Genomic DNA, 14,166 nt, shown 5'->3' with positions numbered 1-14,166 from the left:
CTTATCCACCAATCAGTCCTACCGCCGTGCTTGCGATCTTTTCGAAGAGCGGCAGCGACAGCACCACAATTGCGATTTTTCCAGCGAGCTCCACTTTCGAAGCCAGCGCGCTTTCCCCCGCGTCCCGGCAGGAATCGGCTGCGAACTGTGCCAGAAAGCAGATTCCAAGGGATTTGAATAGGATTGCAGCGTACTCGGCGGAAAGCCCTGCCGAGGAAAGCAGGGTATTGATCTGCTGAACTGCGGGGGCAATATTCCCCAGTATCGCAAACAGGATGAGAACACCGGCGCAGATACTGACAACAATGGAATATTCCTGATGATACCGCTTCAGCATAACCGCGAGGATCGCCGCGATCACTGCAATTCCCGCAACGGCAATCATATCCATGGCCTACAAACCGAATATGGATTTAATAGACTTAAACAGGGCGTCTATTTGCTGGATAATCATCATGAGCACTACGATCAGACCGGCAATGGTCGTCATCATTGCCTGGTCCTCCCTGCCCGAACGAATCAGCAGCTGGTTCAGCACCGCAACGATGATGCCGATCGCAGCAATTTTAAAAATCAAATCCACATCCATTTTTTGATTCCTCCATCCTTAACATAGCAGGAGTGCCGCCGCCATTCCGGAAAACACGCCAAACATTTGGTACAGCCTTGATTTTCGTTCCTTTTCGCCCCTTGCCTCTTTCAGGTTCTGGGCCGTGAGCTCATAATAGAGAGCGCAGTGCGAAAGCTGCCCGTCGGTATCGCTTACGCCGAAGCCGCTCCCAAAGCCTTTCAGCAATTCCACATCTTTATCGTTGAACCCGCCGCTTTTCGCGCAACCTTTGACCCCGGCCTGCCACGCGGACTGAAAATCCCCGTTCTTTTGAAAAGAGTCCCCGCACTGCCGCAGAAACTCCAAATCGCCGCCGTGTCTCTGCACGATCTGTTCTACCGGCAGCGCGGAAAACCGGATTTCCGTCTGTGCGGAAGAAACAAAACGCAAAAACCGTTCGAGCTGCTCCACCCGCACGGCAAGCCTATGCGACTCCATATACCCCGCAAGCGCCCCTGCGGCTATCAGAATCAAAGCGCCCGTCAATTTTAGCAAGCAAATCACCAGCCTTGTAAATTCCTTGTATTTTCCCCGGTTCCCTGTGCCCGTTCAGCATGGCCACACAGCCGAAGGCCCCCGTTTTCAAAAGGTGCACCGCCTGCTTTTTCATCAGGAATTCCTCGATGCTGCCCGCGTGAATGGAGGAAATAATGCTGACGCCCGCGTTCAGGCTCTGCTCCACCGCGGCGACCTCGTCGTTTCCGCCAAGCTCGTCGCAGATAATAAACTCCGGAGAAAGGCAGCGGACAGCCTGCATGATTCCCTCCGCTTTGGGGTAGCCGTCCAGCACGTCGCAGCAGAAGCCAAGGTCGTTCTGCGGTATCCCGAGACAGATACCGGCCAGTTCCCCGCGTTCGTCGACCACGACCACCTTCCGGATATCCCCGCAGGTACCGCTGGACAGCTGACGGGCAACGTCGCGCAGGATGGTGGTTTTTCCGCTTGCGGGCGGGCCGGCAATGAGCAGGCCGGAATGAATCTCCTTTTTCAGGGAATGGAAAATTTCGGCAGCCGATCCCGGAATCTCCCGGGAAACGCGGATGTTAATGGAAGAAATATCCCGGATACCGGTAATTTCACCGTTCTGGAACACCGCGGTTCCGCTGATGCCGACCCGATGCCCCCCTGCCAGCGTGACAAACCCGTTCTTGATCTCATTCTGATGGCTGTAGATCGAATAGCTGCAAATATTCCGGAAGCATTCCTCAATATCTTCCTTTGTGGAAATCATGGCGTCCTTGCCCGGATAGCACGCCAGTCTTCCCGTTTGATTCAAGAAGTAGATTCCGCCCGTGCAGCAGATGGAAATCGGTTTGTTGACGCGGAGCCTGATCTCCTGCGCCTGTTTTTTGATGTCGCCGGGCAAAAGCGAGAAATATCCTGCGATCCTGCCGCAGATTGCTTTTGCCGCCGAATCAAATCTTGGGTCACTGTAGTTATCCATATCCCTTGTCCTCTCTTTCAATAACATAGATATGGACAACTTGGCTGTGTTAGAACCAAAAAAATAACTCCGCGGGATGATTTCCCGCGGAGCCGATTGCTCTGTTTTATTCTATTGGAAGGCGGAGAGCCGTCCATTTCTGCAGATTCATTTGTTGAAATTTACTTGTTTCCTGCTTCTGCTCCCGCAGAAAAATTTCCAGATCCTTCTTTAAGGAAGGATCTTTTGCATTCCGGTATAATTCCAGTGCATAGGGCTTTGCGGCGTCCGGGGCGCTGTACATGATATCTACGTCGACGGTTTCCAGCGTTCCGTTTTGGTACCGGTCGATATTATACCTGACAATCCTTCCGTCGATATTTGCGTAGCAGAGAATCAAAAAGCTAACCGCGCAGGTCAGTACGATGCCGCGGGCCAGATTGATTTTCCGAAACCGCGAGACGATAATGAGAACAAAAACCACCGCCAGGACTACCATGAACCAACTGGTATATACCCGTTTCGGGGTCAGCCCGTAACGGGCGATATACAGGATCATTTTGCTGAGGGCGGAAGCAATCAGCAGAAGTGTTTCCACTGAAAGAAAAACATGAATGGCTCTCATTACGCGAAATTCCCCTTCCTCCCGCCGAATCAGTACGGAAGAAAACGCGATAACAGCAAAATTAATCATTGCGACTTTGCACAGTTCAAAGAACCCCCGCCGTGCAAATTCCGCGAGCGTAAGCCCGTTTTGCCCCTGCCCCGAAAAAGCGCTGAACAGGGAGGCTGTCTGCGCCCCGAAGAAAACCAGATACAGGATGCACAGGAGCACGGTTCCCGTGACAGCGGCCGCCGTGGGAACGACTCTGCATTTTTCGGATAATTTGGCGGCCTTCTCTGCGGTAATCGAGTCGGCCCGCCTTTTCTGAATATTGCCGTACAGCAGGCCAAACAGATAGCTTCCCGTCAGAAAAGCCGGAAGAAGCCGGAACAGAAAATTGGCGATATGGATTCCCACATCGGAAGAAAACTGCTTCACCAAAGCCTGAAACGCCCCGTCCGCCTGCATCAGAAGCGAAAGGACAATCCACAGAACCGGCAGCGCCGCCAGCGCACCGGCCAGTGAAGCCAGCAGGACCTTGCTTTTCCTGTTCTTTACCGCCGAACGCCGGATGATTCTGGAAGCGCAGCTGAAATTCAAAAACGGGATTTTGAAAAGCTGATTCACCATATCGGGCATAAAACAGGCACCCAGCCTTTCTTCCATCCGGCCCGAGGTCAGCACCGCGACCCAGTAGACCGCGCAGCCCATCAGAAACAGAAAGTTGAGAAACTGCAGAGAGACATTGGTGAACAGGGAGAAATTGACGGACGACAGAACCACCAGAGCCAGCCAGAACCAGCTGTTTTTCGGAACAGATTTTCCGCGGTTTTTCAGGTAGAGAAGAACCAACGTACAAAACACGGCGGTAAAAAGGGTCACACCCAAACCAAAGCATTCCGGTGTAATCAGCCAGACAAAAAGATAACCGCACACCAGAAACAGCAGTGCAAACAGGGTATCCGTACCGGTAAAAGGAATCGGGATTTCCGGTTTTTTTGCAGCGGGGATCTGACCGTACCCCAGCGTTGAGGGCAAAACAGGCGCACCAGTGGTTACGGGTACCGAAGCGGTCCCGTTTTCTTCAGCGATATTCATAGTAATCTCCTTTATTCCGTATCGGTATATTCCAAAATATCCGCGGGCTGACACTTCAGCTCACGGCATAAAGCTTCCAGGGTGGAAAAGCGGATTGCCTTCGCCTTATTGTTTTTTAAGATGGATAAATTCGCCGGCGTAATTCCTATCTTTTCCGCAAGATCACCGGAGGTGATTTTCCGCTTCGCCATGACGACGTCTAAATTAATAATAATGGGCATATTTTTCCATCCTTTAAATCGTGAAGTCATTTTCGCTTTTCAGCTCGATCGCCTGTTCAAAGACGTTTTTAATGACGCGGATAATCAGCGCAAAGAAAGCGCAGGCCACCGCGACAATAAAAAACGAGGCATAATAAAAGCCCGAACCAAAAGTGATGACGCCAACGGCAATACAGCTCCAGGAAATAATCCGCAGCATTTTCGTGTTTTGCGGCACAAAGACACTGCCCACGCGGATATTTTTCAGCAGGGTATTCAGGCAGTAAAGCAGGATAAAACCCGGCACCGCGCAAAGATAGATGGTAATGCGAAACGGCAGATGCAGCGCCTGTATAGCCGGAGCATCCCCGAAATACCAGCTGACAATCGTGGGGGCGGCGCATACGCCCACCGCCAGCAGGACGGCAAACAGTCTGGTACAGAAAATGGAAAGCGTCAATGATTTTGAGTTGTTCCACATACGATGGACCCCTTTCTATTCCGATCCGGAGCTTATGGTGGGAAGCAGGTTCTCCAGTCAGTGCTTTTAAGTGTCTAGTTCGTAACAGTACAGATTCCTATTGTCCGCATCATACAGCGCAATGGTAAAGTTATAGGAGGAACGGCTGAACAATTGGGTGCTGTCTCTGGGATTCCCGCTTTCACTGTGCCTGTCATAAAAATAATAGTACCCATGCTCGATTGCGGGAATCAGCGCTTCGCCCTCGTCGGTCTGGACCAGCGCGCCGTAGGAAGCATCGCCGTCCTCTTTCCCATATACAGCCCTTTGCAGGTTTTCGTTCAGCGGAAGTCTGCTCCAGCCACCGCCGTTATCCATCTGCTTCGCCGCAGACACACCGGCGGTCTTATCAAAGCGCATTTGCGTAAAGGTATATCCATCTCCATGAAAACCGTCATGCGTATCCGTGCGTTTGACCATTTGACCGCCGGACAGATCAATTCGAAGCGTTTCCGAAACGTCTTTCGTTCCGTCGTCGTGGGAACACGACGCCAGAGTACCTACCAGAAGCAGCATACACAAAATAAGTAGTAATCGTTTCAACCGTACCCCTCCCGCCGTTTATTTTCCGGCTCCGGCCGGATGCAGAAATAACACTTCCTGTGCTTTCTTTTGTATTATATCACATCAATTATTAATTATCAATATTATTTTATTGTTTATCGATATATTATATTCGTTCTACAATATTCTATTCTCCACGTTCAGGAGACACAGAACGCCGCGGAACACAAAACGTGCTCCGCGGCGTTCAAAACATTCTATAAAAAGTCGCTATTGAATCATCTCATTGAATTCCTCTTCGGAAATGACCGTTATTCCCAGCTGCTGCGCCTTTGTCAGCTTGCTGCCGGCGTCTTCTCCCGCCAATACAAAGTCCGTCTTTTTGGAAACACTGCCGGACACCTTCCCGCCCATCTTTTCTATGATGGCGCCCGCCTGGGTCCGGGTCAGGGTCGGGAGCGTTCCCGTCAGTACGAAGGTCTTGCCGTAAAAGCGGTTGTCGTCCACCACCGTTTTACAGAGCATGTTTACCCCCGCGTCTCGCAGCCGGCCGATCAGATGCGCCGTATTGTCCAGTGTAAAAAACTGGACGACACTGTCCGCCATTACCCCGCCAAAGCCGTCGATTGCGGCGATTTCTTCCGACGCAGCATGAAAGATCGCGTCCATATTCCGAAAATAGGAGGAAAGCAGTTTGGCGGCCTTCAGGCCGATATGGGGAATTCCGAATGCATAGACCAGCCGGTAAAGGTCGTTTTCCTTCGACTTTTCAATTGCGTCGATCAGATTCTGAGATGATTTTTCGCCCTTGCGTTCCAATGACACGATCTGGTCGTGACGCAGAGTATATAAATCCGCAGGAGAGGAAAGCAGTCCCTGCTGAATCAGCTGTTCAAGCACCGCCGGGCCAAGTCCTTCAATGTCCATGGCATCGCGGCTGGAAAAATGGATCATATGGCGCAAAAGCTGCGCCGGACACTCGGGATTGGTGCAGCGCGTAGCCGCCTCACCGTCCTCGCGCGCCACCCTGACCCCGCAGGACGGACACACCTCGGGCATGACATACGGTTCGGAATCCTGCATATGCGATACAACGGAAACGACTTCCGGAATAATTTCCCCGGCTTTTCGCAGGATAACGGTATCGCCGGTGCGGATATCTTTTTCATGGATAAAGTCTTCATTGTGAAGCGTCGCGCGGCTTACCGTCGTTCCCGCCAGCGTAATGGGCTCAAAAACGCCCGTCGGGGTCAGGACGCCGGTACGCCCGACATTGATTTCAATATTGAGCAGTCTGGTTTCCTTCTCCTCCGGCGGATACTTGAACGCCTCCGCCCATTTGGGGAATTTTGAGGTGCTTCCCAAAACATCGCGCTGCGCAAAGGAATTGACCTTGATGACGGCGCCGTCGATGGAATAGTCCAGCGAGCCGCGCAGCTCCCCGATCCGGTTGACCTCGGCTATGACCTCTTCCACCGTGGAACAGGCGGTAAAAAAGGGCGGTACGGCAAATCCCAGCTCCTTTAGAAAGTTCAGGGCGTCGTCATGGTTGTGAAGCTCCTCCCCAACCATCTGCTGCACATTGAACACAAAAATGTCCAGAGTGCGGGAAGCGGTAACCCTGGAATCCTTCTGCCGAAGGGAACCCGCCGCGGCATTGCGCGGATTTTTAAAGGGCTTTTCATCGTTCAGCTCCTGACGCTCGGAAAGGCGGAAAAAGCTCTCGTGCGACATATATACCTCGCCGCGCACTTCCAGAAACGGCAGCGGTCTGGTCAGCTGTTTCGGTACGGTGCGGATGGTTCTGAGATTATCCGTTACATCCTCTCCGACCGTACCGTCTCCGCGGGTGGAGCCCCTGACAAACTGGCCGTCCCGATACTCCAATGAAACGGACAGGCCGTCAAATTTCGGCTCAACAATGTAGACCGGGTGGTCTACGGCAGCACGCACCCTGCGGTCAAAGTCGATCAGCTCCTGCTCGGAAAAGGAATCGTGCAGGCTTTCCATGGGAACGGTGTGCACGACGGGCTGAAATTTATTCAGCACCTCCGCGCCGACCTTCTGCGTGGGGGAATCGGAAGTGACCAGCTCCGGAAACTGTTCCTCAAGCTGCTGCAGACGGCGGTACATCATATCGTACTCATAGTCGTCGATTTCCGGAGCGTCTTCCGTATAGTACTTTTTATTATGATATTCGATTTGCTTTCTCAGTTCTTTCAGCTGCTTTTTCGCTTCTTTAACATCCATGAAAATCAACCCTCTCGCTACTAATAATAGCAGATTAATTTATGTTTGCAACTACCTGCGGCACGTCGCCTACAATGATTGTTTCCGCAACGGGGACATTGGTGTCCACTTCCGTAGTGGTATCAAAACCCGGCAGAAAAGAATACACACTGGTGTGTACATTCAGAACGATCTGATGCTTCGTCTGGTTGATTCCGGCGGACTCAAAGGAACTTTTGAAGTCCGCGTTCACGTTTCCGGAAAGCGTCAGCCTGAGCGGCACCTCCGGGCCCCAGCCGTGAAGCAATTCATTTCCTGTAAGCGTCCCCAGGGGAACGCCCGTATCCATATGGCCGTTGTTGCCGATTTTTTTCTGCACATTGGCAATAATAGCGGATTTAAGCTGATTCATCTTTACCATCTGCGTTGTAATTGCCAATATTTTGCCCGTACTGTCCCGTTCCACCGATACCAGATCCTGATAGGTCACTCCGTTTTGAGTCAGCTCTTCGGTTACGGCGTTGTTGATGGTGTCGATGGATTGAATGCGTGCCTGATTGGTCGTAATCGATTTGATGATGGGACGGAAATGGGAATCAATTAATATTATAAACCCCAGGCAAAAAATTATGACAATCAGCGATTTCCAGTAAATTCGCGTATGTATACGGTTACCATATCCGAACCTGTGCCACCTTCTCATAGCAACACCTCCCAAGTCTCATACCCTCATAATACTCGGAAGGAATCAAAATGTGAAAGGACAGCAAAAAAGCGCAAAGAAACCTGAGTTCCTTTGCGCCGTTAACAATCGAAAAATTATTCGGCAGGTACCTCTTCCTCAGCCTGCTCAACGGGTTCGAGCAAAGCTCTGATCGAAAGGCTGACACGCTTTTTGTCAAAATCGATCTCGGTGATTTTGGCTTTTACAACATCGTTAACCTTCAAAACATCCTGCGGCTTTTCGATTCTGTGATCGGCGATTTGAGAGATATGTATCAAACCGTCGATACCAGGAATAATTCTTGCAAAAGCGCCGAAAGCGGTCATGCCGACAATCGTAACATCACAAACTGTGCCCACAGGATAATCACGCTTGAGGACCTCCCACGGATTGTCCTCCGCACGCTTGTAGCCAAGAGAAATCTTGCCCTTTTCCTGATCGAGGCCCTTGATATAAACCTGAACCGTATCGCCGACATTGACGACCTCGGAAGGATGCTTGATCCTGCCCCAGGAGAGCTCGGAAATGTGGATCATGCCGTCGATGCCGCCCAGATCTACAAACGCGCCGTAAGCGGTCAGGGACTTGACAACACCGGTATATTCCTTACCTTCCTCTGCGGTTTCCCAGAACTTCTCCGCCTGTGCTTTTCTCTCGTCCTTCAGTACGGAACGGATGGAGCCAACAGCACGTCTACGTCCGCGGTTTACTTCGATAATACGGAAATTGACTTCTTTCTTCAGCAGGTCTTCCAGCGAATCGCCGCGGGAAGCGGTAGCCTGAGAAGCGGGGATAAACACACGTACGCCGTTTGTGACAGCGATGACGCCGCCCTTGATGACTTCGGTGACAACTCCGGTCAGAACAGCTTCGTTTTCCTCAGCTGCGGTAACGGTTTCCCAGCCCTTTGCGGCATCCAGACGCTTCTTGGAAAGCATGATGGTGCCTTCCTGATCGTTGGTACGCATGATGAGAAGATCCATCTCATCGCCTACCTTAACAAGGTCCTCCGGCCGTACGTTGGGGTCGGCGGAAAGCTCCGCGGCAGGAATAAAGCCGGCCTGCTTTCTGCCTACATCGACATAAACTTCGCTGGGAGTAATGCCGACAACTACACCGCGTACCTTTTCATCTGTATTTAAATTCTTTAGGGATTCTTCGAGCATCTCCTCAAAGTTTCCCTCGGCATTATTCTCCATTAAATCTTGACCAGCACCCTCATTGATTTCTGACATGGTATCAAGTACCTCCTTTATAATGCTTGCCGGCGTCGAAGCACCGGCAGTAATGCCAATACATTCGGATTCTTTTAGAACCGACAGCGGCAGCTCGTCCGCTGTTTCTATCAGATAAGTGGTGCAGTTTTTCATGCACACATCACGAAGTTTTGCTGTATTGGAACTTTCCCTGCCGCCGATCACAATCATCACGTCGCACTGTCTGGACAGAAACTCCGCTTCCGATTGACGCTTAGCAGTCGCATTACATATTGTATCAAAAATTGTTGCATTTGTATATACCCTTTTTAGCATTTCCAAACAATTTTCCCATTCAGAGACGCTGAAAGTCGTCTGAGCAACTACACAGGGAGAATCTTCCTGCGCAACAGGAAAATGTTCCAAAATATTTTGCAGCTCCCCGGCATTTTTGAAAACATAACATTTTCCTGTGCAGTGCCCCCGGATACCCTCTACTTCCGGATGATGGGCATCGCCGGCAATCAGCACCGTTTTTCCCTCAGCGGAAGCTTTTGAAACAATATTGTGTATTTTTGCGACGAAAGGACAGGTTGCGTTCACAAAATCCGCTTTTTTCTCAAGCAGGCTGTCATAAACCGCCTTCGACACCCCGTGGGAACGGATGACCATGGTCGAATCCGGAGGTACCCCGTCGGGCGATTCCACGATCGTGACGCCGCGCGAGGCAAGCTGCGCCAATGTCTGCGGATTGTGGATAATCGGACCCAGCGTACAGACCTTTTTCCCCTGATCCAAAAGCTCATTGACCATTTTCACTGCCCTGTTCACGCCGAAACAAAAGCCTGCGGAATGGGCGACGATGATTTTCAATGTTTTTCCTCCAGCATGTTGTTGATTTTTTCCGCGATCATTCCCGCCGCCGCGCGGAGGGAAACGGACGAATGATCCTTCAGTCCCAGTTCCTCAAAAGGAATCGGCTCCCCGAAACGGACGGTCACCCGGCAAAACGGCCTGATGATGCCGTCGCAGTAAATGGATACCGGCAATACGGGCGCCTGTGCTTTATAGGCAAGCATGGCCACCCCGGCTTTCGGCCGGAACGGCGCGTTGTCAAAGACACATTTCCCCTGCGGGAAAATCCCCAGAAGCCCGCCGTCGTCCAAGATGCGCAAAGCAGTCTTCATGGACTGCGCGTCGGCGCTTTCCCTTACAACCGGGAACGCACCCATGCGGTACAGCCACCAGCACACCAGCCTTCCGTGATTTTCAAAGAGTTCGGACTTCGCCATATAACGGACCTGCCGTCTGAAAGGCGCCGCAAGAAAAAGCGGGTCGATCACCGATTTGTGATTGCTGCAGACAATCAGCTTTCCGCTGCCGGGAATATTCTCGACTCCCCTGTACTGTACCCGGTAAACGAGCCGGGCCAGAGGGGCAGCCAGACGAAGACAGAAAAAATACAGCATTCTTTCAGACCCTTGCGGCCAGAAAAGTGTCCAGGTCCCGCTCGCGAAGCTCGGCTATTTTCTCCATCACAAAACGGGAAGCGCTGCGGTACTCGCTGCCGGAGCCGTTTTCAATACCCAGTTCGTCCGGCTGGATCAGTTTTCCGTACGATACCATGCATTTGTGGAACATTTTCGGCAGTCCGCCGTCCTTCGCGGTAATGCAGCACGGCAGGATCGGGGCGTTGTATTTATGGGCAAGCATCACCGCGCCCGCCTTTGGCTGAAGAAACTCCCCCGTTTTGGAGCGCGTACCCTCAATAAAGACGCCCAGCGCCTGTTCGTTTTCAAGCAGCTCTCCCGCACGGTTGATCGCCGTTTTGTCGCCCCTTCCCCTTTGTACGGGGAAAGCGCCTAGCGAAGAAAGCAACAAGCCCAACGCTTTGTTTTCAAACAATTCCGCTTTGGACATGAAAAAAATCTGACGCTGCTGCGTAAAAGCCAGCCGAACCGGATCCGACAGGCTGAGATGGTTGCAGCAAACAACGACCCTTCCGCATTCGGGCATATTTTCCCTGTTATTCACCCGATAGGGAATAAAATATTTCAGAAAACCCTGAACAAAAATCTTGCCAAAATTATAAAGCGGCGTACGTTTCATAGTCTCACCAGTTTCATTTATTATATTGCAGATTTTTTTTAATAATGGCAACCAGCTGTTTCACCGACTGCTCCAGCGTATTGCCCGTAGTGTCCACGATCACGGCGGTTGCAGCGGGGACAAGAGGCGCGACGGCACGGTGCGAATCATTGTAGTCCCGCGTTTTCAAATCGCTCAGCACGTCGTCATAATCCACATGCTCGCCCTTTTTTATCATTTGCTGGTATCTTCTTCGGGCCCGTTCCTCCGGCGAAGCGGTCAGAAAAATTTTGACCTGTGCGTCTGGCAGCACGACCGTTCCGATATCGCGGCCGTCCATAACCACATCATTGTTCTTTGCGATATCCTTTTGCAGGGAAAACAAAAAATCCCTGACGGCGGGAATCGCCGAAACGTTGGACGCCGCCATGGAAACCTCCGCGGTGCGGATTGCGCTGGAAACGTCTTCTCCGCAAAGGATCACCTTTTGCTCCCCGTTTTGAAAGGTCAGCGTAACATGAACCTGTTGAAGCAGCGGAGTTACCGCGCGGACGTCCGACGTGTCCACTCCCTGTTTCAGCATATAAAGCCCGACGGCACGATAAAGAGCGCCGGTATCTACATAAATAAAGCCGATTTCCCTGGCCGCACGGCGGGCGATCGTGCTTTTGCCCGCCCCGGCAGGCCCGTCAATGGCAACTGCGGTCATTCGTTTTCCTCCTGCCTGTTCAGTGAATTCGCCGCAAGGCGGCCGGTGCAGAAAGCGATCTGCAGATTGAAGCCTCCTGTGTATGCATCCACATCGAGCACTTCCCCGGCGAAATAAAGTCCCCTGACCAGCTTTGATTCCATGGTTTTGGGATTGATTTCCGAGGTTTTCACTCCGCCGGAAGTGACAATGGCTTCCTCGATCGGTCGGAAACCCGAAATGGAAATTTCAAAGGATTTCAGGAGGCCCGCAAAAGCCCTGCGCATTTCTCTGGTAATCTGGTTGCACTTTGTTTCAGCGGGAATTCCGGATTTTTCTACGATGACGGGAATCATTTTACTGGGCAGCAGCGCCGACAGCGAATTTGAAAAGTCCTTGTTATGGTTCGATTCAAAATCGCGCTGAATCCGGGCGTCAAGCTGTTCCGGAGAAAGTGCCGGCTTCAAGTCGATTGAAACGCGGTAGCGTCCCGGCGACATCTCCCCCATATGGGCGCTTGCGCTCAGGATCACGGGGCCGGAAACGCCGAAATGAGTAAAAAGCATTTCCCCGAAGTCCTCGTAGATGTTTTTTTTCTTTACCGTATCCCACACCTTTACGGCGACATTTTTCAGAGAAAGCCCCATCATCCTGCGGCATTCTTCGCCGTAAGCGGTCAGCGGAACCAGAGAAGGACGCAGCTGAGTTACCGTATGTCCGGCCTGTCTGGCAAGACGGTAGCCGTCGCCGGTGGAACCGGTGCCGGGATAGGAAGCGCCGCCGCAGCAGACGATAACGGAATTGGCCGGAATTTGGGAACCGTTCTGCAATTCCGCGCCGAAAACCACATGGTCCTTTAAAATTAATCTTTTTACTTCACCGGTGATCAGGTCCGCCCCACTATCCCTGACAAAACCGGCCAGCTTATCGACTACGTCGGCCGCTTTGTCCGACTGCGGGAACACCCGGTTCCCTCGTTCCGTTTTGACCGGCAGGCCCAGCTCCCCGAAAAAGCGGATGGTGTCCTGCGGGGAAAACCGGTTGGCGGCGCTGTAAAGGAACCGTCCGTTTGACGGAATGGAAGCGATAAAGGTCTGCACGTCACAGTTGTTGGTAATATTGCATCTGCCCTTTCCCGTAATCATCAGCTTCCGGCCGGGGCGGGTATTTTTCTCGACCAGGCAGACGCGCAGCCCGTTGCCCGCGGCAGTTCCTGCGGCCATCAGGCCGGCGGCTCCGCCGCCGATAATCAGCGCATCATAAGGCCGGTTCAATGGATTTATCATCTACCTTTTCATACACTCCGTATTCATCCCAAATATCTTCCAGACGCTTAAACACGTGAGAAACCTCTTCCGACTTCTTCAGCGTGGTCGTGACAATCAGCGCGTTGATCAGGCTGAGCGGCGCCACCAGCGAATCCACAATGGACGCAATGTCGCTGCGGGCAAGCAGAAGGTTGTCCGCCTCCATTGCCAGAGGTGACAGCGCGCTGTCCGTAATGGCGACGACCGTAGCGCCCCGGTTGTGGGCAAAGTTCATCGCTTTGACCGCTTTTCTGGAGTACCGCGGGAAGCTGATGCCGATCACAACATCCCGCTCATCCACACGGATCATCTGCTCAAAAATCTCGCCTTCGCTGGTCGACTGCACCAGAAGGACGTTTTCAAAAATCAGATTGAAGTAATAGGATAAAAAGGTGGCCAGAGCCAAAGAGCTTCTCGCACCTAAAATATAAATTTTGCGCGCCTTGACAATAGCGTCCACCGAACGGTAGAAGTCCTCGTGCGGCGTTTCTTCCATGGTTCTGCGGATAATATCAATGTCCTGATTGAAAACGGAATCAAGGATATCGTTGTTGCCGATGCGGCTCGCCGTTACCTCCATTCTCTGAACGGAGGTAAGCTTGTTGCGGATCATCTCCTGCATGGCCTGCTGAAGCTCCGGGTATCCGGTGTAGCCAATTTCCGTCGCAAAACGGACAACGGTCGACTCGCTGACCCCGACGGTAGCGCCCAGCTTGGAAGCAGTCATAAACGCCACCTTGTCGTAGTGTTCCTCAATATATTTTGCAATCAGCTTTTGCCCTTTTGAAAAGTCGCCCATCCTGTTTCTTATTCTGACGGCTAACAAATTATTCATTCTACCAACTCCTGTTATTCATATTAATTCGAAACGGCATAAAAATCAAGTGCCTTTCTATGTTTTTGCAGGAGGTAATTCCCTGCAATTCATTTTTTTGACCTTCGCAAAAAAAATTCCCCTTTACAGGGGTAGTATTA

16 protein-coding genes are annotated in these 14,166 nt (G+C 51.8%); all 16 read right to left on the bottom strand.

Annotated elements, in window-relative coordinates; genetic code table 11:
- Position 1: 1 nt before the first annotated feature.
- Positions 2 to 391 carry a SpoIIIAC/SpoIIIAD family protein gene (locus ACRQU7_RS09065; protein WP_141825132.1) on the bottom strand — a complete coding sequence of 130 codons (390 nt, stop codon included), beginning with the start codon at positions 389 to 391 and terminating at the stop codon, positions 2 to 4.
- Positions 392 to 394: 3 nt separating this feature from the next.
- Positions 395 to 589: a stage III sporulation protein AC gene (gene spoIIIAC, locus ACRQU7_RS09060; RefSeq protein WP_038323975.1), complete on the bottom strand. Its 195-nt coding sequence runs from the start codon at positions 587 to 589 to the stop codon at positions 395 to 397.
- An 18-nt stretch (positions 590 to 607) separates the two neighbouring features.
- Positions 608 to 1,048: a stage III sporulation protein AB gene (locus ACRQU7_RS09055; RefSeq protein ID WP_038323973.1), complete on the bottom strand. Its 441-nt coding sequence runs from the start codon at positions 1,046 to 1,048 to the stop codon at positions 608 to 610.
- On the bottom strand, positions 1,035 to 2,054 hold the full coding sequence (locus ACRQU7_RS09050) for a stage III sporulation protein AA (protein ID WP_444645354.1): 1,020 nt from the start codon (positions 2,052 to 2,054) through the stop codon (positions 1,035 to 1,037). The genes ACRQU7_RS09055 and ACRQU7_RS09050 overlap by 14 nt, the downstream gene beginning before the upstream one ends.
- A gap of 106 nt (positions 2,055 to 2,160) precedes the next feature.
- Complete coding sequence (locus ACRQU7_RS09045; protein WP_444645352.1) at positions 2,161 to 3,735, bottom strand: DUF4153 domain-containing protein; 1,575 nt, start codon at positions 3,733 to 3,735, stop codon at positions 2,161 to 2,163.
- A gap of 11 nt (positions 3,736 to 3,746) precedes the next feature.
- Entirely contained in the window at positions 3,747 to 3,956 is a 210-nt protein-coding gene (locus ACRQU7_RS09040) for a helix-turn-helix domain-containing protein (RefSeq protein WP_038323972.1), read from the bottom strand.
- 13 nt (positions 3,957 to 3,969) lie between these two features.
- Positions 3,970 to 4,416: a DUF2975 domain-containing protein gene (locus ACRQU7_RS09035; protein ID WP_444645350.1), complete on the bottom strand. Its 447-nt coding sequence runs from the start codon at positions 4,414 to 4,416 to the stop codon at positions 3,970 to 3,972.
- A gap of 66 nt (positions 4,417 to 4,482) precedes the next feature.
- Positions 4,483 to 4,998 (bottom strand): hypothetical protein, encoded by a 516-nt coding sequence (locus tag ACRQU7_RS09030; protein ID WP_444645348.1) that lies wholly within the window; start codon positions 4,996 to 4,998, stop codon positions 4,483 to 4,485.
- A gap of 231 nt (positions 4,999 to 5,229) precedes the next feature.
- A complete protein-coding gene (gene ligA, locus ACRQU7_RS09025; RefSeq protein ID WP_444645346.1) occupies positions 5,230 to 7,209 on the bottom strand; it encodes an NAD-dependent DNA ligase LigA in 1,980 nt (659 codons plus the stop codon).
- Positions 7,210 to 7,243: 34 nt separating this feature from the next.
- Positions 7,244 to 7,891 (bottom strand): sporulation protein YunB, encoded by a 648-nt coding sequence (gene yunB, locus ACRQU7_RS09020; RefSeq protein WP_141825126.1) that lies wholly within the window; start codon positions 7,889 to 7,891, stop codon positions 7,244 to 7,246.
- A gap of 116 nt (positions 7,892 to 8,007) precedes the next feature.
- Entirely contained in the window at positions 8,008 to 9,981 is a 1,974-nt protein-coding gene (locus tag ACRQU7_RS09015) for a bifunctional 4-hydroxy-3-methylbut-2-enyl diphosphate reductase/30S ribosomal protein S1 (protein ID WP_038323966.1), read from the bottom strand.
- A complete protein-coding gene (locus ACRQU7_RS09010; protein ID WP_444645343.1) occupies positions 9,978 to 10,577 on the bottom strand; it encodes a lysophospholipid acyltransferase family protein in 600 nt (199 codons plus the stop codon). Before ACRQU7_RS09010 ends, ACRQU7_RS09015 begins: the two co-directional genes overlap by 4 nt.
- Before the next feature lie 4 nt (positions 10,578 to 10,581).
- Positions 10,582 to 11,217: a lysophospholipid acyltransferase family protein gene (locus ACRQU7_RS09005; protein ID WP_444645341.1), complete on the bottom strand. Its 636-nt coding sequence runs from the start codon at positions 11,215 to 11,217 to the stop codon at positions 10,582 to 10,584.
- Between the two features lie 13 nt (positions 11,218 to 11,230).
- On the bottom strand, positions 11,231 to 11,905 hold the full coding sequence (gene cmk, locus ACRQU7_RS09000) for a (d)CMP kinase (RefSeq protein ID WP_141825122.1): 675 nt from the start codon (positions 11,903 to 11,905) through the stop codon (positions 11,231 to 11,233).
- Complete coding sequence (locus ACRQU7_RS08995) at positions 11,902 to 13,170, bottom strand: NAD(P)/FAD-dependent oxidoreductase (RefSeq protein ID WP_444645339.1); 1,269 nt, start codon at positions 13,168 to 13,170, stop codon at positions 11,902 to 11,904. The genes cmk and ACRQU7_RS08995 overlap by 4 nt, the downstream gene beginning before the upstream one ends.
- Positions 13,142 to 14,026 (bottom strand): MurR/RpiR family transcriptional regulator, encoded by an 885-nt coding sequence (locus tag ACRQU7_RS08990; RefSeq protein ID WP_444645336.1) that lies wholly within the window; start codon positions 14,024 to 14,026, stop codon positions 13,142 to 13,144. The genes ACRQU7_RS08995 and ACRQU7_RS08990 overlap by 29 nt, the downstream gene beginning before the upstream one ends.
- Positions 14,027 to 14,166: the final 140 nt, after the last annotated feature.

The sequence above is a fragment of the Caproiciproducens puteiluti genome, assembly GCF_052442865.1.
Classification (GTDB): domain Bacteria; phylum Bacillota; class Clostridia; order Oscillospirales; family Acutalibacteraceae; genus Caproiciproducens.
The sequence above is the reverse complement of the archived record's forward strand: the minus strand, read 5'-3'. Positions and strand labels throughout refer to the sequence as shown.